The organism is Phreatobacter sp. GW821-FHT04C01, assembly GCF_059420385.1.
The window spans coordinates 690930-709232 of record NZ_JBWKTP010000003.1; the positions used below are offsets into that span (position 1 = coordinate 690930).

General features: G+C 68.1%; 18 protein-coding genes. 8 read left to right on the plus strand and 10 right to left on the minus strand.

The genetic code is table 11. From position 1 onward, the window contains the following. The first annotated feature begins 49 nt into the window (after positions 1–49). Positions 50–961 carry a copper resistance D family protein gene (locus tag AC07WJ_RS14960; protein WP_494935373.1) on the plus strand — a complete coding sequence of 304 codons (912 nt, stop codon included), beginning with the start codon at positions 50–52 and terminating at the stop codon, positions 959–961. A 10-nt stretch (positions 962–971) separates the two neighbouring features. Here the strand turns inward: AC07WJ_RS14960 and AC07WJ_RS14965 are convergent, their stop codons facing one another. Next, the gene (locus tag AC07WJ_RS14965) at positions 972–1718 is read right to left on the minus strand and encodes a DeoR/GlpR family DNA-binding transcription regulator (RefSeq protein ID WP_494935374.1); all 747 of its coding nucleotides are present in this window, start codon (positions 1716–1718) and stop codon (positions 972–974) included. Positions 1719–1818: 100 nt separating this feature from the next. Here AC07WJ_RS14965 and AC07WJ_RS14970 point away from each other — a divergent pair, with 100 nt between their 5' ends. After that, positions 1819–2370: an RNA pyrophosphohydrolase gene (locus AC07WJ_RS14970; RefSeq protein ID WP_494935609.1), complete on the plus strand. Its 552-nt coding sequence runs from the start codon at positions 1819–1821 to the stop codon at positions 2368–2370. A gap of 61 nt (positions 2371–2431) precedes the next feature. Then, positions 2432–4072: a glucose-6-phosphate isomerase gene (gene pgi, locus AC07WJ_RS14975; protein WP_494935375.1), complete on the plus strand. Its 1641-nt coding sequence runs from the start codon at positions 2432–2434 to the stop codon at positions 4070–4072. Positions 4073–4078: 6 nt separating this feature from the next. Here the strand turns inward: pgi and AC07WJ_RS14980 are convergent, their stop codons facing one another. The 3 genes from AC07WJ_RS14980 to AC07WJ_RS14990 form a co-directional block, all read right to left on the minus strand. Continuing rightward, positions 4079–5710, minus strand: a complete 1632-nt coding sequence (locus tag AC07WJ_RS14980) for an ABC transporter substrate-binding protein (RefSeq protein WP_494935376.1) — start codon at positions 5708–5710, stop codon at positions 4079–4081. A 194-nt stretch (positions 5711–5904) separates the two neighbouring features. Beyond that, positions 5905–6690: a hypothetical protein gene (locus AC07WJ_RS14985; RefSeq protein ID WP_494935377.1), complete on the minus strand. Its 786-nt coding sequence runs from the start codon at positions 6688–6690 to the stop codon at positions 5905–5907. A 125-nt stretch (positions 6691–6815) separates the two neighbouring features. After that, the gene (locus AC07WJ_RS14990; RefSeq protein WP_494935378.1) at positions 6816–7751 is read right to left on the minus strand and encodes an N-carbamoyl-D-amino-acid hydrolase; all 936 of its coding nucleotides are present in this window, start codon (positions 7749–7751) and stop codon (positions 6816–6818) included. Positions 7752–8107: 356 nt separating this feature from the next. On the opposite strand from AC07WJ_RS14990, the gene AC07WJ_RS14995 reads away from it, so the two are divergent. From AC07WJ_RS14995 to arfB, 4 genes are all read left to right on the plus strand, one after another. Then, complete coding sequence (locus AC07WJ_RS14995; protein ID WP_494935379.1) at positions 8108–8710, plus strand: TetR/AcrR family transcriptional regulator; 603 nt, start codon at positions 8108–8110, stop codon at positions 8708–8710. Between the two features lie 4 nt (positions 8711–8714). Further along, positions 8715–9902 carry a DUF418 domain-containing protein gene (locus AC07WJ_RS15000; RefSeq protein ID WP_494935380.1) on the plus strand — a complete coding sequence of 396 codons (1188 nt, stop codon included), beginning with the start codon at positions 8715–8717 and terminating at the stop codon, positions 9900–9902. 111 nt (positions 9903–10013) lie between these two features. Next, positions 10014–10946, plus strand: coding sequence for a dihydrodipicolinate synthase family protein (locus tag AC07WJ_RS15005; protein WP_494935610.1), 933 nt, complete (start codon positions 10014–10016; stop codon positions 10944–10946). A 46-nt stretch (positions 10947–10992) separates the two neighbouring features. Then, complete coding sequence (arfB, locus tag AC07WJ_RS15010) at positions 10993–11412, plus strand: alternative ribosome rescue aminoacyl-tRNA hydrolase ArfB (protein WP_494935611.1); 420 nt, start codon at positions 10993–10995, stop codon at positions 11410–11412. A 3-nt stretch (positions 11413–11415) separates the two neighbouring features. On the opposite strand, the gene AC07WJ_RS15015 is transcribed toward arfB, so the two are convergent. Continuing rightward, complete coding sequence (locus tag AC07WJ_RS15015) at positions 11416–12324, minus strand: 2-dehydro-3-deoxygalactonokinase (protein ID WP_494935381.1); 909 nt, start codon at positions 12322–12324, stop codon at positions 11416–11418. Positions 12325–12489: 165 nt separating this feature from the next. Between AC07WJ_RS15015 and AC07WJ_RS15020 the strand changes: the two genes are divergently transcribed. Then, the gene (locus AC07WJ_RS15020) at positions 12490–14163 is read left to right on the plus strand and encodes a formate--tetrahydrofolate ligase (protein ID WP_494935382.1); all 1674 of its coding nucleotides are present in this window, start codon (positions 12490–12492) and stop codon (positions 14161–14163) included. A 3-nt stretch (positions 14164–14166) separates the two neighbouring features. Here the strand turns inward: AC07WJ_RS15020 and AC07WJ_RS15025 are convergent, their stop codons facing one another. The 5 genes from AC07WJ_RS15025 to AC07WJ_RS15045 all read right to left on the minus strand — a co-directional run bounded on the left by AC07WJ_RS15025 (position 14167) and on the right by AC07WJ_RS15045 (position 18244). Then, complete coding sequence (locus tag AC07WJ_RS15025) at positions 14167–14775, minus strand: hypothetical protein (protein ID WP_494935383.1); 609 nt, start codon at positions 14773–14775, stop codon at positions 14167–14169. Positions 14776–14781: 6 nt separating this feature from the next. Then, on the minus strand, positions 14782–16293 hold the full coding sequence (locus AC07WJ_RS15030) for a L,D-transpeptidase family protein (protein ID WP_494935384.1): 1512 nt from the start codon (positions 16291–16293) through the stop codon (positions 14782–14784). 273 nt (positions 16294–16566) lie between these two features. Further along, the gene (locus AC07WJ_RS15035) at positions 16567–17010 is read right to left on the minus strand and encodes an acyl-CoA thioesterase (RefSeq protein WP_494935385.1); all 444 of its coding nucleotides are present in this window, start codon (positions 17008–17010) and stop codon (positions 16567–16569) included. A 52-nt stretch (positions 17011–17062) separates the two neighbouring features. Beyond that, positions 17063–17548 (minus strand): hypothetical protein, encoded by a 486-nt coding sequence (locus AC07WJ_RS15040; protein WP_494935386.1) that lies wholly within the window; start codon positions 17546–17548, stop codon positions 17063–17065. A 231-nt stretch (positions 17549–17779) separates the two neighbouring features. After that, positions 17780–18244: a GtrA family protein gene (locus AC07WJ_RS15045; RefSeq protein WP_494935387.1), complete on the minus strand. Its 465-nt coding sequence runs from the start codon at positions 18242–18244 to the stop codon at positions 17780–17782. Positions 18245–18303: the final 59 nt, after the last annotated feature.

Genomic DNA, 18303 nt, shown 5'->3' on the forward strand with positions numbered 1-18303 from the left:
ATTTCGGGCTAGCTGAGGCGCGACGAATGGATTCGCGGCGAGAGACCGAATGATCCTGGAGATATGGCAAGGCTCGGGCGACCTCTGGAACGGTCTTGCCGTGATCCTGCGTGCCGCCGGCTATGTCGGCACGTTCGGCGGCGCCGGCGTCGCCTTGTTCCTGCTGTTCATGAGCGGCGAGCTGACCGCCGAGGAGGCGACCGCGGCGCGGCGCTGGCTGGCCGTGCTGGTCCTGGTCGGCCTGCTCGCGACGCTTGCCGCCTGGCCGATGCGGGCATTGACGCTCGCCCGCATGCCCGAGGCGGCATTCCGCTTCGAGATCTATGCCGGCATCGTCCGCTCGCGTTTCGGCGATGCCGCCCTGCTGCGCATGGGGGGCCTGGTCCTGGTGCTGTTCGCGCTGGTGCGCCGGACCTGGGGCACCGGCATCGCCGCCATCGGCGCAGTGACGATCGCCGCCAGCTATGTCGCCATCGGCCACACGACGCAATATCGGCCGCGCCAGGAGCTGGCGGCGCTCACCGTGCTGCATCTGACGGCCGTCGCCTTCTGGTTCGGCAGTCTGTTCCCCTTGCGCAATGTCGCGCTGCGGCGCGACCCGCATTCGGCGGCCGAGGCGGTGGCGGTCTGGTCGCGTTATGCCACGGTCTTGGTCATCCTGCTTCTGGCGAGCGGCATGCTGATCAGCTGGTATCTCGTCGGCTCGGTCCGGAACCTGACGGGCTCGTGGTTCGGCTGGGCGCTGATCGCCAAGCTCGCCCTCGTCGGACTGCTGCTGGTTTCGGCTTTCAGCGCCCGTTTCCACCACGCCAGGCTGATGATGCGCGGCGACGTGCTGGCGGCCTCCGGTCTGCGCCGCTCGCTCGGCCGGCAAATCCTGCTCGGCATCCTGATTTTCTATGCGACCGCCGAACTCGTCTCGGTCAATCCGACCGACTACGGCCACCGCCTCGCCGGCTGAGAGCGGTGGATCAGGCGACCAGCATGTCGAGCCCGCGGGCCGACACGGCCTGGCTCAGGTGGCGGGCGGGCGCGGTATCGACGATAATGCCCGTGGCCAGGTCGTGGCCGTCGATGCGCACCGGCATCTGCCGGTCGAATTTCGACGAGTCGACAATGAAATAGGCACGTTTCGCCGCGCCGATCATTTGCTTGCGCTGCTCGGCCCAGACCCGGCAGAAATCGGTCGGCTGGCCATCCGCGGTCAGCCCGCCGGCGGTCACGAAGGCGATGTCGACATGGTAGTTCTTCAGCATGTCCATGGTGTCGATGCCGACCGAGCCCTGATCGGCGGTATCGATCTCGCCGCCCAGCACCACCACCCGGAAACCGGGCACACGCGACAGAAGCAGCGCATTGGCCAAGCCGTTGGTGACCACCGTCAGCTGGCTCTTGACGGTGAGGGCCTCGGCGACGAGCAGGGCGGTGGCGCCGGAATCGAGCAGCACCACCATGCCGTCCTCGACCAGCGCCGCGGCGGCCCGGGCGATGGCGGCATTGCCCGTCGCATTGTCGGCCTGGCGATGCAGGACGACCGGCTCGGTCGTCAGCCTGCGGGTCGCGCCGCCATGGACGATGTCCAGCTCGCCGCGATCGGCCAGCATCTTCAGGTCACGCCGGATGGTTTCGCGGGAGACGCAGAGCGCGTCGGCGAGCTCGCCCACCGTTGCCGATCCGGAGAGCTCGACCCGCTCTCTGATGCGGTCATGACGGTTCACGGCAAGCGGTCTGGCCATAGCAAGCGCAACCCAGTTATGCAAAACGAGGGAATGCGGAGACGATCACGGACGCGTGATCGTCGCATCCGGAGTTCTACTCATGTGCGCAGCTGACGCAACCTACCGATCGAATGTTGGGATTGCTCTCTTCAACCGCTGCGGGTGGGTTCTGATCGCGCGCCGCACCGGCGATGACGGACCCGAAACCATCGCGCCGGGTTTCGAATGGCAGATGCCGCAAGGCGGGATCGAGCCTGACGAGGACATCGAGGCGGCGGCGCGGCGGGAATTGGCCGAGGAAACCGGCGTCGTCGGCGCCGACCTGCTGGACATTCTGCCGCAGGCTCTCAGTTACGACTGGCCGCCCTATCACGGCCCGCCGCACCGGCTCGCCCGCTGGCGCGGCCAGCGGCAGACCTGGCTCGCCTTCCGCTTCACCGGATCGGACGACGAGATCGATCTCTCGCACGCCGCGCCAGGTGAACCCCCGGAATTCGATCGCTGGCGCTGGGAACGGCTCGAGCGCCTGCCGGATTTGGTCATTGCCTACAAGCGCGCCGTCTATGTCGAGGTGGCGGCCGCCTTCGCGGTCTTCGCGTCGGATGCCGCGGCCGCGGCGGCCACGGCGTCATGCCGCAATTCATCATCTTAAGGTCATGATGCGCCACGATGGTCCCCGCGCGAATCGCATCCAAGATCGGAATCTCGCTTCCATGACCGACGCCGTTGCCGCCGCCTTCGCCGTTCTCGACAACCACAAGCGCTCGCTCGAACCGACGTCGCTCCGGACCCTGTTCGAGGCCGAACCGAAGCGCTTCGAGCGCCTGTCGATGAAGCTCGGGCCGATCCTGATGGATTATTCCAAGACCCGGGTGACGGCCAAGACGATGCGGCTCCTGACCGAGCTTGCCCGCGCCGGCGAGGTCGAGGCCAAGCGGGACGCGATGTTCGCCGGCGAACGGATCAATGTCAGCGAGAACCGCGCGGTGCTGCATGTGGCGCTGCGCAACCTCTCCGGCACGCCCATGCCGGTCGACGGCCGCGACGTCATGCCGGCGGTCGCCGCCGAACGCGAGCGTTGCGCCGCCTTCGCCGACGCGGTGCGCTCGGGCGCGCTGCGCGGCGCCACCGGCAAGCGCTTCTCGACCGTCGTCAATATCGGCATCGGCGGCTCCGACCTCGGCCCGGCCATGGCGACGCTGGCGCTCTCGCCTTATGCCAAGCGCGGGCTCGGCGTGCGTTTCGTCTCCAATGTCGACGGCGCCCATATGGCCGATACGCTGAAGGGGCTGGACCCGGCACGCACCCTGTTCATCATCTCGTCCAAGACCTTCACCACGGTCGAGACCATGACCAATGCCACCACGGCCCGGGCCTTTGTCGCCCAGGCGCTGGGTGAGGCGGCGGTCGGCCATCATTTCGCGGCGGTGTCGACCAATCTGGCGGCCGTCAACGCCTTCGGCATTCCCGAACAGAGCATGTTCCGTTTCTGGGACTGGGTCGGCGGCCGCTATTCGGTCTGGTCGGCGATCGGCCTGTCCTTGATGATCGCCATCGGGCCGCGCAACTTCCAGGGCTTCCTGGCCGGCGCCGAGCGGGTCGACCAGCATTTCCGCACGGCGCCGCTGACCCGCAACATGCCGGTCATCATGGCGCTCATCGGCCTCTGGCACCGCAATGTCTGGGGTTACGCCAGCCATGCGGTGCTGCCCTATGACCAGCGCCTCGCGCGTTTTCCCGCGCATTTGCAGCAGCTCGACATGGAGAGCCTCGGAAAGTCGGTGACGCTGGCCGGCGCCCCGGTCGAGCGCGCCACCGGCCCGGTGATCTGGGGCGAGCCCGGCACCAATGGCCAGCACGCCTTTTTCCAGCTGCTGCACCAGGGCACCGATGTCGTGCCCTGCGACTTCCTGATCGCCGCCAGCCCGCACGAGCGCGGCCGCAAGCACCACGACCTGCTGATCGCCAATTGCCTGGCCCAGAGCCAGGCGCTGATGCGCGGCCGCACGCTCGAGGAGGCGACCGCGCAGGCGCTCGACAAGGGGCTGAGCGCCAAGGAGGCGGCCGCTCTCGCGCCGCACCGGGTCTTTGCCGGCGATCGCCCGTCGACCACCTTCCTCTACCGCAAGCTCGATCCCGCGACGCTCGGCATGCTGATCGCGCTCTACGAGCACAAGGTCTTCGTCATGGCGGCGATATCGGGTATCAATGCCTTCGACCAATGGGGGGTCGAGCTCGGCAAGGAACTGGCGACCGAACTGGAGCCGGTGGTGGCCGGGCGCGTTCACGCGATCGACGGGCTCGACGGCTCGACCTCCGGCCTGGTCGCCGCGCTCCGGCGCCTGCGCCTCTGAGACCGGTCAGGCCGCCGGACCGACGGTCACCGGCGTATAGTCCTGGAACCAGTTGCGGGCCTGCACGAAACCCTTGACGCGCGGGCTGAGCCCGCGCGGGTTCAGGTCATGCACGACGAACAGCGCGGCGGCATCGTCGACCAGCAATTCATGCAGCCGCGCCATGGCGGCGTCCTGCGCCGGCTGGTCGACTGCCTCGCGCATCACCTTGATCTGCTGGTCCACCGCCGGATTGCCGTACCAGCCCCAATTGTTGCCGCGTGGCGCGGTCAGCGCGCTGTCATAGATGGTCCAGCCGGCGGTCGGCTCGATCGAGGGGATCGCGATATTGAGGGCGTGAAAGCCGCGCTGCGCGTCACTCCGCGTGCCGCCGCGCAGCATGTTGATGATGGTGGTGAAATCGACCACCTCGAAGCCGACATCGATGAAGATGTCCTTCAGGTTCTCCTGCATCATCTCGTTCATCGGCATGGGCACCATCTGGCCGCCGCCGCCGGAGGCGATGACGACCTTCACCGGCAGACGCTTTGTCGGTCCGTAGCCGGCTTCGATCATCAGCGTCCTGGCGGCCGCGACGTCGTAGCGGATGTCGAAGCCCGGCTTGCCGAACCACGGATCCCCGGGCAGCACCTTGCCCTTGGCCGGCTCGGCGGTGCCCGACAGCAATTGCACCATCGCCTCGCGGTCGATGGCGAGATTGGCTGCCTTGCGCACCCGGACATCGGCAAAGGGCGTGCCCGGATTGACGTTGAGGCGCCAGGCCCAGACATGCGGATAAGAGTTCTGCACGATCGCCATGCCGGCGGCCTTGAGCGAGGGAATGGCGTCGGGCGGCAGGGTCTCGGCGATGTCGATCGTGCCGGCGCGCAGCGCCGCGATCCGGGCATTGCCGTCGGGGATCGGGATCAGCACCGTGCGCGCCGTCCTGGGCACGCGTCCAGGCTCCCAATAGGCGGTATTGGCCTCGAGCTCGGTCCGCTCGCGCGGCGTCACCGAGACCACTTTGTAGGGGCCGGTGCCGGCCGGCGACACCGCGAATTTCTGCCAGTCTCCGTTGAGTTCCTTCAGCCGGGACGGACTGGCGAACCAGAGATAGGCGAGCTGGAACGGGAAAGCGCCGTCGACGAACAGCGTCGATATGGCGATGGTCCGGTCATCGACCTTTTCATAGCTCGCCAGCGATGACAGCCGCGACCGGATCAGTCCGGAGCGCGGCGCATTGTAATGGGGCGCATCCGGCTTGAACACCGAGTCGAGATTCCAGATCGCGGCGGCGACATCGAACGGCGTGCCGTCATGGAATGTCACGCCCTGGCGCAGTGTCAGGATCCAGCGCTTCTTGTCGGCCGGGTCGACGCGCCAGCTTTCGGCCAGGCCCGGCGTCAGCCGCGACGGCACGTCGGCCCTGGTCATATCCCAGTTGATCAAGGCATCGAAGACCATGTAGCCACCGAAGCGGACGCCTTCGAAACCGCCCTCCGGACCGCCCCACATGCGCGGTACATCCGAAAGCGAAATGCCGATGCGCAGGGGCTGCATGCCGGCCTGGGCTTCGACCGGTCCGGTGAGCGCGGTCGCGCCGGCAAGAACCGCCGCGCTCTTTAGGACGCTGCGGCGGCTAAGGGCGAGGCGGGGCATGGCAGACCTCCGGGTGGCTCTGCCGAAGGCGTTCCAAGTTCCGTGCCAGTCCAGCGTGGCGGCTTAAGGTACCGGGAAATAGCGGATATTCAGTCGGCCAGCCGGTTCGCCGCATGCATGCAATGACGGAGAGTTGCCTTGATTCAAGGCAGCGACCTGCGTTCGGCGGGCAGATGCGGCGGCGCGCAGGCGCCTCAATCGACCTTGAAATTGGTCGGCCGGAGCGCCGGAGGCAGCGGCGGCGTGACGTGATTGCGGGCCCAGAAGCTATTGAAGAAGGGCAGTTTGGCGGTCACCTCGCCGCGGGTCAGCGGCCTGAGCCGCGACACCGTCTCGGCCCACAGCACGATGGTGGCGCCGGATGTCCCGAGCACCGCGTCGGGGTGATGGATCGGCACCTCGGCCCAGTCCGCCGCGCCGTTGCGGTCCGGCTGGAAATTGTACCGGTCGGCCAGGAAGATCACGTCCGGTTGCAGCGGGTGCTCTTCGCGCCCGTCGACTTCGGTCGTGGCGGAGCTGAACTCGAAGCGCCGCGACTGGGCCGCGACATGCTGGAGACCGGCCTCGACCGGCTCGCGCAGGTCGCCGCCCATCGCCGCGATGACCTGGCGGATGATCCAGTCGGATGCGCCGTTGCGCAGGGGCGTGACCAGCATGACCACCGCGGCCCGGGCCCCCAGTGTCAGGACCGCCGCCTCGCCCCGTATCGCGGTGTCGGCGGCGCGGCCGGAACTTGCAAAGCTCGGGCCGACACGGGCCTTGAGTTCGATCACGTTGGACGTCGAACGGGTCACGCCGTTGACCGTGACGTCCATGCCGATGCGCACGCGCGCCGTATAGGTCGGGAACAGCACCCAGGCATAAAGGACGTAGCCGATCACCGTCAGCACGGTCGCCACCCGCACCCACGGCTTCCGCCAGGCCAGGCGCAGGTTTTCGATCGACGTGTTCAAGTCCTTGACGATCGGCTTGAGCACCATGCGCGACCCCGGTCGGTGACCCCTCCTGAGGCAAGCTAGATGGCGCGGGCGGGACGGAGCGACAGGGGCCGGGACTCAATGTCGCAGACGGCCGGCCGGAAGCGCCCGGCCACGCGCCGTCCGTCCTAGGTTCCGAGCGGCGCCCCGACCCCGGTGCGTTCGACGATCAGGCCGTAATGCTCGACCCGGCGATGCCTGGCGAAGTCGAAGATCGTGTCCTTGCCGAAGCGGGTTTCGTCGAGGTCGCAGGCGACCACCAGCACGCCGTCCTGCTCGTGGTCGAGTTCGCCGAGGATCTTGCCGTTGGGATCGACCACCAGCGTGCCGCCCATCAGGTGATTGCCATCCTCGTCGCCAGCCTTGGCCACCGCCACCACGAAGGTCGAGTTCTGGTAGGCGCCGGCCTGCACCGACAGGCGGTGGTGGAACAGCCGGTCCTCGAGCCCCTCGCCGCCGCGCTGCGAGTTGACCGACGGAGTGTTGAAGCCGAGCACCACCATCTCGACGCCCTGGAGCCCCATCACCCGGTAGGTCTCCGGCCAGCGGCGGTCGTTGCAGATGGCCATGCCGACCAGGCCGCCTTCGAAATTCCATACCGGCCAGCCGAGATCACCCGGCTCGAAATAGCGCTTCTCCAGGTGCTGGTGCGAGCGCGTCTGGTCATAGTCGACATGGCCCGGCAGGTGCACCTTGCGGTATTTGCCGGTGATCCCGCCGGTGTGATCGACCAGGATCGAGGTGTTGAAGTGCCGGCCCTCGGGCGTCAGCTCGGCGTAGCCGAAGCTCATCGCCATCCCTAAGGCCTTGGCCCTGGCGAACAGTGGCTCGGTCGCGGCATTCGGCATCGCCGCCTCGAACCAGCCGTCGGCCTCGGCCCGGTCCTCGTGATACCAGCGCGGGAAGAATGTGGTCAGCGCCAGTTCCGGATAGACGATGAAGCGCGCGCCCCTGGCATGCGCCTCCTCCATCAGGGCGATCATCCGCGCGACCACGCTTTGCCGTCCCTCGGCCTTCGAGATCGGCCCGAGCTGGGCGGCGGCGACGGTGAGGATGCGGGACATGGCGGCTCCTGGATGGCGGGAGCGCTCCCCTCGGCGGCGCTCGCTCGAAGCCGATTCTAGGGCGCCGACGGAAGCGGAGACAAGTCGCGACGTGCGGGCATCGATCGATCGAAAGCCGGCTCGTGACCGTGGAATGGGTCGCATGCCGCCCGGCACCCGCGCTGCCACGCGCCGCCGATCCGGGACTGCCCGTGCCGACACGCCTTGGGGCCCATGGTCGATTGTGCCTTCGCCCGGCCGGTTTGCACGCGCCGATGCCACCGCGGCGAACCGCGGCTTGCTTCCGTGTGGTTGAGTCATTATTAGACTGACTAGTCTATCTATTAATGATTCGTCACCGGTCCGAAGAGGATGCGATGCGCAAGGTCGATCCCGGCAAGCACGAAGCGAAACGCCAGCAGATCCTCAAGGCGGCGATCGCCTGTTTCAGCGCCAAGGGATTCCACCGCACCAGCACTGCGGAAATCTGCGCCGAGGCGGGCATGAGCCCCGGCAACCTGTTCCATTATTTTCCGAACAAGCAGGCGATCATCGCGGCCATCGTCGATGCCGAGCGGCAGGATACCGCGGCCTATTTCGAGGATGCGATCAAGGCCGACGACTTGTTCGCCGAGCTGCTCGGCTTCATGGACATCGTCCTGGCCTTGGCGGCAGACCCGGCCTATGCGCGGCTGGCGCTCGATATTTCCGGCGAGGCCATGCGCGACGCCGATATCGGCGAGCGGGTGGCGCGCAACGACGCCGAGATCCAGGTGGCGCTGCGCGCGCTGCTGGCGTCCGCCGCATCCCGCGGGCAGGTCGACCCGACCCTCGATCCGGCCGCGGCGGCGACCTGGATCGGGGCACTCATCGACGGCATTTTCGGGCGGGTCGCGGTCGATCCCACGTTCCGGCCGAAACAGCAGGCGGCAACGCTGCGGCTGCTGATCAGCCGCTTTCTCGCGCCGCGCGAACGCTGACGCCATGGCCGCCGCAATCACGCAACGGATCGTCGATGTCGATGCCCTCCGAGGCTTTGCGCTCGCCGGCATCCTGGTCGTCAACATGAAGGCCTTCGCCTCGGCCTATTATGGCACCGGCATCGCCGATCCGGCCCTGGCGTCGGATTTCGACCGGGCCGTGCAATGGCTGGTCTCCTGGCTGTTCGAGACCAAGTTCTATCTGATGTTCTCGTTCCTGTTCGGCTACAGCTTCACCTTGCAGATGCAGTCGGCCGAACAGGCCGGAGCGGCCTTCATTCCGCGCATTCTGCGCCGGCAGGCCGGCCTCTGGCTGATCGGCGCCGTCCATGCCGTGCTGCTGTTCTACGGCGATATCCTGACCACCTATGCCGTGCTCGGCCTCATTCTGCTGGCGCTGCGCCACCAGCCCGACGAGCGCCTGTTCGCCATCGCGAAGGCGCTGGTACTGGCCACGACACTCGCCTGGGGGGCCCTCGCGCTGCTGCTCGCCGTGTTCGGCGATACCGCCGACAAGACCGCGCTGGCGGCCGCGGCGCGCGCCGCGGAGACGGCCTATCGCAGCTCGTTCACGGCGGTGATCGGCCAGAACCTGCGGCAGCTCGCCAGCGCCTGGGTGGCGATCCTGCTGCTGCAGGGGCCTTGCGCGCTCGCCATGTTCTGCCTCGGCATGGTGGCCGGCCGGAACGAGTTGTTGCGTCACATCGACCGCCATCGCTCGCTCGCCGGCCATCTGGTCACTTTCGGCCTTGTCATCGGCCTGCCGGCCGCGGCCCTCTATGCCACGGCCTCGATCTATTGGATCGGCACGCCATGGGAGCTGCCCGGTCTCGTGCTGGGCATCCTGACCGCGCCGTTCCTGACCGGCGGCTATATTGGCGCGGCCATGCTGCTGTTCCGGACCGGTCCCGGGCAGCGGCTTGCGCAGGTGCTGGCGCCGGCCGGCCGCATGGCCCTGTCGAACTATCTCCTGCAGTCGCTGATCTCGGCTTTCATCTTCCACGGTTATGGTCTCGGCCTGATCGGCCGGCTGCCGTCCTGGCTGGTCCTGCTTCTGGCCTTCGCCGTCTTCGCCGTTCAGGTGATCGCCAGCGCCTGGTGGCTGCGCCGTTTCGCTTATGGTCCGCTGGAATGGTTGCTGCGCGCCTTGACCATCGGCCGGCGTCCAGCCATGCGGGTCAGGCGGGCCTGAACGCCGGCCGGGATGGAAGCCTTGCGGCGGGCGCCTTTGACCCGCATGCTTTTTCATGGCATCGCCCCGGCGAAGATCGTGACGAGAGGAATTCCCATGCAGGCGAACGGCATCGACCTCACCAAGGCCAACGGCGTCTATGTGATTGCCGCCACCCCGTTCCATGACGACGGCCGGATCGATCTGAAATCGACCGACAGCATGGTCGATTTCTATCGCGCCTGCGGCGCCACCGGCATGACCATCCTGGGCGTCATGGGCGAGGCCCCGAAGCTCGACCAGGAGGAATCGGTCTCCTTGTCCAAGCACATCATCAAGCGCGCCGGCCCGTCCATGCCGGTCATCGTCGGCGTCTCGGCGCCCGGCTTCGCCAATATGCGCTCGCTCGCCCGCACCGTCATGGATGCCGGCGCCGCCGGCGTCATGATCGCGCCGCCCAACACGCTGCGCACCGACGACCAGATCATCACCTATTACAAGCAGGCGGTGGATGCGATCGGCGACGACGTGCCTTTCGTCATTCAGGATTTCCCGATCACCTTCTCGGTGGTCATGGCGCCCAAGGTGATCCGGTCGATCATCCAGGAACTGCCGTCCTGCGTCATGCTGAAGCATGAGGACTGGCCGGGCCTGGAAAAGATCTCGACGCTGCGCGGCTTCGAGGCCGACGGCTCGATGCGCCACGTCTCGATCCTGTGCGGCAATGGCGGCCTGTTCCTCGATTTCGAATGCGAGCGCGGCGCCGACGGCGCGATGACCGGCTACGCCTTCCCGGACATGCTGGTCGACGTGGTCAAGCTGCAGCAGGCCGGCAAGCGCGACGCCGCCCACGACCTGTTCGACGCCCACCTGCCGATGGTCCGCTACGAGCAGCAGCCGGGCGCGGGCCTGGCCGTGCGCAAATACCTGATGAAAAAGCGCGGCGTGATCGCCTCCGACGCCCAGCGCAAGCCGGGTGCCGGCCTGTCGGCCAAGGCACGCGCCGAGGTCGACTATCTGTTCGAGCGCCTGGCCCGCCACGACGCGCGCGCCAAGGCGGCCTGATCGCTTCGGGATCCGCGAGCCGGGGGGAGGGCGTGGCATGGTCGACATGATCGAAGTCACGTCCTCGCTGTCGCTGCATCCCGACGACATCACGGTGACCTATGTCCGGGCCTCCGGGCCCGGCGGGCAGAACGTCAACAAGGTCTCGACCGCCTGCGAGCTGCGTTTCAACCTCGCCGGCGCCGACCTGCCGCCCGACGTCAAGGCGCGGCTGGTGCCGCTGGTCGGCTCGCGGCTGACCAAGGACGGCGTGGTGGTGATCCAGGCCGATCGCTTCCGTTCCCAGGAGATGAACCGCGAAGACGCGGTGGCGCGCCTCGTCGAGCTCGTCCGGCGCGCCGCGGTCCGGCCGAAGCGGCGCATCGCCACCCGGCCGACGCGCGCCTCCAAGGAGCGCCGGCTGGTGGGCAAGTCGCTGCGCTCGGGCGTCAAGAAGATGCGCAATACCAAGCCGGGAATGGACTGAGGCTCAGACCAGGCCGGCGGCCCGGGCGATGCTGAACTGGCCGGCAAAGGCCGCGTCGGCGGGGGCCGGTTCGGCGGCCATGCCCAGAGCCGCGAAGGCGGCGGCGTAGCGCGCCGCCAGGGCTTCGCCGCCGACGATCAGGATCTTGGACGAGATGTCCGGCACGAAGCTTCTGGCCTCGGCGATTTCGGCGCCGATCAGCAGGCCGGACAGGCGCTCGACGGTTTCGATGGCGGGAAAATCACCCAACAGGCTGCCGGCGCGCAGCCGGAACAGCTTGCCGAGCAGGCCGGCGCCGGCATTGGCCGCGCCGGCTCTCACCGCCGCGGCGAAGGCTTCCGGCGCGCCGGCCGCTTCCGCCGTGGTCAATCGCAGCACGCTGTGGTCCTTCACCGCCGCGAAGACGTCGCCGGTCATGGCGGTCCGGAAGCCGGCGATGCGGCCGTCGATCACATGCACCCACTTCGAATGCGTGCCGGGCATGACCGCAAGCCGCGAGCCGTCGAGCCCGAGGCCGGCGATCTCAGTCTCTTCGCCGCGCATCACGTCCGGCTCGCCCTGGACATCGCGAAACGACAGGCCGGTGACGAAGGCGAGGCGCCGGCCGGCCGGCGTCTCCAGATGTTTCAGCGCGCGGGCGAGATCCGCCGGGCCGGCCGGGCAGGGCAAATAAGGCGTCTCCACCCATCCGGTGCGGCTGGTCACCATGCCGGAGGCGATGATCGGCAATTGTCCGGCGGTCTCCCAGGGGGCTATCGACCGCGCCAGAACGGCCTCGAAAGCGCCGTCCTTGACCGACAGCAGCCCGTCGGCGCTGGCGGTCCGCGCGAGCACCGCGCCCGTATCGTCCATCAGCACCGCGCGAAACGTGCTGGTGCCCCAGTCGATCCCGATCAGCTTGCCGTCGGCCATGACGCTGTCATCCCCGTTGCTCCCGCTTCTTCTATCCGATCCGCCGCCGGGCGCCTGCAGGCCCGGCCTGCATGGCGGCCTTTCGTGGACTTAGGCCTTGAGCGCCCTAGGGTAGGGACCCTATAGAGCCTCATCCCGTCACGTGAAGCGCAGATCCGATAGCCCATGTCCCATGATCTTGCCGTCGCCCGCGCCGCGACCCTGCAGCCGATCGCCGCGATCGCCGAGAAGATTGGAATTCCCGCGGACGCTCTCGAGCCCTACGGCAAATATATCGCCAAATTCGACGGCGATTTCCTTGCCGGGCTGAAGGGGCGTCCCGACGGCAAGCTGGTGCTGGTGACGGCGATCAATCCGACACCGGCAGGCGAAGGCAAGACCACGACGACGGTCGGGCTCGGCGACGGGCTGAACCGGATCGGCAAGCGGGCCGTCATCGCCCTGCGCGAGCCTTCGCTCGGGCCGGTCTTCGGCGTCAAGGGCGGCGCTACCGGCGGCGGCCATGCCCAGGTCCTGCCGATGGAGGCGATCAATCTCCATTTCACCGGCGATTTCCACGCCATCACCTCGGCGCACAATCTGCTCTCCGCGCTGATCGACAATCACGTCTATTGGGGCAACAGCCTGGGCATCGACGTCCGCCGGATCGTCTGGCGCCGGGTGCTCGACATGAACGACCGGGCGCTGCGTGCAACCACCGTCGGGCTCGGCGGCGTCACCAACGGTTTCGCCCGCGAGGACGGCTTCGACATCACGGTCGCCTCCGAGGTGATGGCCTGCTTCTGCCTCGCCGATGATCTCGCCGATCTGGAGGCACGGCTGTCGCGCATCGTGGTCGCCTATACCCGCGCCAAGAAGCCGGTGACCGCCGGCGATCTCAACGCCGCCGGGGCGATGACCGCGCTGCTGAAGGATGCCATCAAGCCGAATATCGTGCAGACCATCGAAGGTTCGCCGGCGCTCATCCATGGCGGTCCCTTCGCCAATATCGCCCATGGCTGCAATTCGGTGATCGCCACCAAGGCGGCGCTCAAGCTCGGCGACTATGTGGTGACCGAGGCTGGTTTCGGCGCCGATCTCGGGGCCGAGAAGTTTTTCGACATCAAGTGCCGCAAGGCCGGCCTGAAGCCATCGGCCTCGGTGATCGTGGCCACCGTCCGTGCGCTGAAGATGAATGGCGGCGTGGCCAAGGCGGATCTCGGGCGCGAGAACCTGGAGGCGCTCAGGAGCGGCCTGGTCAATCTCGGCCGCCATGTCGCCAATGTCCGCTCCTTCGGGGTTCCCGTGGTGGTGGCGATCAACCATTTCACCTCCGACAGCCATGCCGAGCACGAATTGATCGCCCGGGTCTGCGCGGCGGAGTTCGGCGTCGAGGCGATCCAGTGCCGGCACTGGGCCGAGGGCGGCAAGGGCGCCGAGCAACTGGCTGAGAAGGTGGTGGCGCTGTGCGAGGCCGGCACGGCCCGCTTCGCCCCGATCTATCCCGACGATCTCGGCCTCGCCGACAAGATCCGCACGGTGGCGACGCGCATCTATGGCGCCGCCGACGTGGCGATTTCGGCCAAGGCGGCGTCCGATCTCGCGGCCTTCGAGGCGGCCGGCTTCGGCAACCTGCCGGTCTGCATGGCCAAGACGCAATATTCCTTCTCGGCCGATCCGACCTTGCTCGGTGCGCCGAGCGGCCATGTCGTGCCCGTGCGCGAGGTCAGGCTTTCGGCCGGGGCCGGCTTCGTCGTGGCGATCTGCGGCGACATCATGACCATGCCCGGCCTGCCCCGGCTGCCGGCGGCGGAAGCGATCCACGTCAACCGCGACGGCGAGATCGAAGGCCTGTTCTGATCGTCAGGCGCTCGGGTGCCAGAGCGGATCATAATCCGTGGCGAGCACCGCCACGATCGACGGCGGCGTCAGCAACTCGGCCTCGCCCCGCGGTTTTGACCTGGGCCGGCCGTAGCCGGCGAATGACCAGGGCAGCAATGCGCCACCCTTGATGGCGAAGGCTTCGCCGCCCAGGGCGATCATGGCGCCGTCGGGCAGGCCGTCGATGGCCGCGCGCCGGGTTCGCTTGACCCGGCCGTCCAGGCGCTCGGTCTGCAGCACCAGGTCCATCGCCGGTGCGCGCGGAGGCGCGGCCAGCCCCTTGGCTGTCGCCCAGGCGCCGGCGAAGCGGAGGGCAGCGGCGCGGCGGCATTCGAAACAGGGCCGATGGCCGGCGGCAAAAGCGGTTGGCTCGTCGAGAAAGAACAACTCGGTATAGCCGCGGCCCATCACCGCGCGGCGGCGGTTCTTGAACGACAGCACGCAGCAGAGCCATTGCCGGGAGGCCCAGGGCCGGGGCAGCAGCGTCCGGTCGTCGCGATGGAACCGGCCGCCGCGATTGCCAAACATCAGGCCGCGCTCCGGAACCGCCTGGATGCCCCCGAAGGGATCGACGCGGTTCCTCAGGGCCATGGCGCTTCAGTACCTCAGATCGGCCGAGGGATCGCGCCGCTGCGGCTGGCGCCCGCCGAACAGGCTCTCCAGGATGTTCGGCGGCGGCGCCGGTTGCTGCTGCACCTGCGGCGCGATCTGCGCCGGCTCGGCCGGCGGTCGGTCGGCGGCGCGGACCACGCGCACCGGCGGCGCGCCGGGAGCATCGTAGCCGTAGATGTCGTCACGGAACTGCACGGTGCCGTCGGGCGCCGCCCAGCCGGTGAGATAGACCCAGGCGACCGGCACCGGCTGGGTCAGCCGCACGTCCTTGCGCTGGGTCTGGGTCATCTCGGCATCGACCCGCGCCCGGTCATAACCTTGCGGGGCCAAAAGCCAGGTGACGAATTCGTTGACGTCGGCGACCCGGACGCAGCCCGAGGAGAAATAGCGCGCATCCGAGGTGAACAGCCGCCGCGACGGCGTGTCGTGCATATAGACGGCTTCGCGGTTCGGCATGTCGATGCGCACGCGGCCGAGCGAATTGCCGACGCCGGGGTCCTGGCGGAGCGTGTAGTTCACTGCCCGCTCGGTCGACCAGTCGATGCTGCGCGGATCGACCTCGTTGCCGCGGCCGTCGAGCATGCGCACGCGCATGGAGGCAAGCGTCGCCGGATTGCGGCGCATTTTCGGGATGATGTCGCGCCGGATGATCGATGTCGGGATGGTCCAGGTCGGGTTGAAATTCACCACGGTGAGCCGGGTCTCGACCATGGGCGAGGCATGTTCCGGCTTGCCGACGATGATCACGTGACGGCGGCGGACGATGCCGCCCTCGATCGATTCCGCCGCTGCCGCCGGAATATTGACGATGACGTAGCGCGGGCCGAACTGGAACCGGCTGTCGGACAGGCGCTCCAGCGACTTTTCCAGCGCGGCGATGCGGATCTGAACGGGAACGTTGAGCTGGCGGATGGTGGCGCCGGCCACCACGCCGGAGGCCACGAGGCCGACCCGGCGCTGATAGCGGCGCACCGCTTCCGCCGTCGCCTCGTCGAAAATCGGGCCGGGGCTTTGCGCCAGATGGAGATCGCCCTCGGCGGCGAGCCGTTGCTTCAGGGCCAGCACCTGCGGGCCTTGCTGGCCCTTGGTGAAGCGAGCGCCGGCCGGCAGCGTGCCCCAGCCGCCGGCGAGCGCGATCTGCCGATAGCGGGCAACGGCCGCCTGGGTCATCGCGACGGTCTGCGGCGCATAGGTCGGCTGCGGGTCGCTGGAAATGGCGGTGACGCGGGGTGCCGGCGGCGGCGCCGGACGCCGCGGCCGCGGTGCTGCCGCCGGCGTCGCCGCTGTCGTGCCGGGAGCCGCCGCCGGTGCGGCGTCGGCCGCGGGCTGGGCCGGGGCCGCCGTCGCGGGGGCGGGTTCAGGCGTGGCCGGGGCCGCCGGAGCGGAGGGTGCGGCAGGCGAATTGACCGGCGCGACCGGCGTCTGGGCCGATGCCGCGCTGAGGGCGAGCACCGACACGGCGCTGAAGAGCACCGCCGGTATCAGCCTCGGGAGCATGCGAAGAGCCAAGCGGAAAGCCATGAATCGGATCAGGTCCGGAATGATAGGAGCGTTCCTTAGCGCAAATAAGGCAGCCGCTTACAACCCTCGAAGTGTCCGAGACTGCCGTTTTGGCCGCTGCCGTGGCGGAAAGGTCGCAAATGACGTGCCGGGTCAGCGGCGGTTCGCCGCGACGACTTGGCCGGGCCTCGGGCCCGCGCTGGCGCGGCCGGCCGTCGTCTTGCGCGGGCGGGCGCAGCGAACCTTTCGGCGCGATCGCGCCGAGGCCGCTCAGGTTCTGGCCATGGTCCGGTCGATGGCCGCCGTCAGGCTCCCGGGCAGCGCGATGGGGCGGCGGCTGGCGGCGTCGACATAGACATGGACGAAATGGCCGTGGGCCAGCGTCTCGGCCCCGCCGGCCTTGAAGATGCCGATCTCGTAGCGCTGGCTCGACCGGCCGCGCTCGGCGAAGGCGAGGCCGGCCTCCAGCGCCTGGGGATAGCTCGCCGGTGCGAAAAACGAGCAGCGAGTGTCGACGACCAGGCCCATCCAGGAGCCGCCGACCGGTTCGAGCCCGGCCTCGCCGATCAGGAAGGCGTTCACCACCGTGTCGAAATAGGCGTAATAGACGACATTGTTGACATGGCCATACTGGTCGTTGTCCGACCAGCGCGTCTGGATCGGGCTGAACCAGCGGAAATCGCTGCGGGCGCGGGGCGTCGGGCGTGCGGTCATCAATTCGGCTCGGCTCGCAATGAGGATTGTGGGGTTTCGGCGGGAAGGCGTGTCAGGTCATCGCCGCGGCGGCGAGCCTGGCGGCGTCGAGCGGCATGATGTCGGGGGCAATCCAGGCACGCCGCGCTGCGACCGACAGGATGAGGTCGCGGCTCCAGAAGGTGAAGATGCCGTCCTTGGAACCGAGCGGGCTTTCGACGAAGCCGTTGACCCGGTCGACCAGTGCCGGCGGCGGCATCATGTCCAGATAGCGCGCCGCCGCCCAGGCATAATAGAGCGTCACCGTCTCGTGGTAGCCACGCATGTCGTTGTTCGGCGTGCCGACGGCCTCGTTATAGCTGCGGATGCCGTCGCGCAGCAGCGCTTTCGCGGCCGTTTCGCCGAAATGCGCGACGTGCCACAGGCCGACGGCCAGATGGGCCTGATGGGTCCAGTCGGCGACCGGCAGCGTGCGGTTCCGGAAGCCCTGCACGACGGCATCGATCTGCGCCTCGGAGGCGAAGGGCGGAAAGCTCCGCCCGGGTGTCTGCATGCCCATGCCGTCAGGTCCGTTGGTGACGGCGCGGCCGATCCGCGGCCCGTCTCAGGCAAGCTAGCCTGCCCCCGGCGCCAAGGGAAATCGCCGCCTCGATGCCCGGAAAAAAGTGCGGTCGCCTCGGGGCAGAGGCGACCGCGACAACGGGTGACTGACCCGGGGGGCAGGATCAGCCACGGGACGGAGGTTCAGCAGAACCTCCTGTGGCAGTTACGCGAGCCCGGGGGGACTGGATCACCGGCGGTGTATGTCGTCGGCCGATTTCGCACCCGGAAACACGATCAGGCGGGTCATGGCGAAATTGGTCACGAAGGCAAAGCCGATCGGCACGATGGCGGCGAGCGTCAACGGCAGATAGCGCACCGCCACCAGGAAGCTCAGCACCTCGACGACCAGCCCGAGCGTGCCCGACGCCACGAAGCGCCCATAGGTTGCCCAGGCGAGCCGCCGTCCGCTTTCGGCGGCAAAGGTCGTCATCGTGTTGAGAACATAGGAATTGGTCACCGCGACGGCCCAGCCGACCGCCTTGATGACACCGAGCGCCGCATCCGATGCGCCCAGGCCGAGCGGGATCAGCACGACCATGGTCAGGCCGACCGTGATCACGTAGTTGACCAGCGCGTTGACCAGGCCGACGAGACCGAAGGAGACGAATTTCGGCGCTTCGCGCGCCACGAAATCGAAAAGCCGGGCCGTCATCGGCCGATCCTGTTGCCTGTCGTTCATCATGGGGCCGTGGTCTACACGCTTTTGCGTCA

Coding starts and splice junctions, on each gene's coding strand:
- AC07WJ_RS15000 (WP_494935380.1), top strand. CDS start 8,715: ATGGCCGCCGCAATCACGCAACGGATCGTCGATGTCGATGCCCTCCGA.
- AC07WJ_RS14970 (WP_494935609.1), top strand. CDS start 1,819: ATGTGCGCAGCTGACGCAACCTACCGATCGAATGTTGGGATTGCTCTC.
- AC07WJ_RS15020 (WP_494935382.1), top strand. CDS start 12,490: ATGTCCCATGATCTTGCCGTCGCCCGCGCCGCGACCCTGCAGCCGATC.
- AC07WJ_RS15040 (WP_494935386.1), bottom strand. CDS start 17,548: ATGGGCATGCAGACACCCGGGCGGAGCTTTCCGCCCTTCGCCTCCGAG.
- AC07WJ_RS14980 (WP_494935376.1), bottom strand. CDS start 5,710: ATGCCCCGCCTCGCCCTTAGCCGCCGCAGCGTCCTAAAGAGCGCGGCG.
- AC07WJ_RS15025 (WP_494935383.1), bottom strand. CDS start 14,775: ATGGCCCTGAGGAACCGCGTCGATCCCTTCGGGGGCATCCAGGCGGTT.
- AC07WJ_RS15015 (WP_494935381.1), bottom strand. CDS start 12,324: ATGGCCGACGGCAAGCTGATCGGGATCGACTGGGGCACCAGCACGTTT.
- arfB (WP_494935611.1), top strand. CDS start 10,993: ATGATCGAAGTCACGTCCTCGCTGTCGCTGCATCCCGACGACATCACG.
- AC07WJ_RS14985 (WP_494935377.1), bottom strand. CDS start 6,690: ATGGTGCTCAAGCCGATCGTCAAGGACTTGAACACGTCGATCGAAAAC.
- AC07WJ_RS15045 (WP_494935387.1), bottom strand. CDS start 18,244: ATGACGGCCCGGCTTTTCGATTTCGTGGCGCGCGAAGCGCCGAAATTC.
- AC07WJ_RS14990 (WP_494935378.1), bottom strand. CDS start 7,751: ATGTCCCGCATCCTCACCGTCGCCGCCGCCCAGCTCGGGCCGATCTCG.
- AC07WJ_RS15030 (WP_494935384.1), bottom strand. CDS start 16,293: ATGCTCCCGAGGCTGATACCGGCGGTGCTCTTCAGCGCCGTGTCGGTG.
- pgi (WP_494935375.1), top strand. CDS start 2,432: ATGACCGACGCCGTTGCCGCCGCCTTCGCCGTTCTCGACAACCACAAG.
- AC07WJ_RS14960 (WP_494935373.1), top strand. CDS start 50: ATGATCCTGGAGATATGGCAAGGCTCGGGCGACCTCTGGAACGGTCTT.
- AC07WJ_RS14995 (WP_494935379.1), top strand. CDS start 8,108: ATGCGCAAGGTCGATCCCGGCAAGCACGAAGCGAAACGCCAGCAGATC.
- AC07WJ_RS15035 (WP_494935385.1), bottom strand. CDS start 17,010: ATGACCGCACGCCCGACGCCCCGCGCCCGCAGCGATTTCCGCTGGTTC.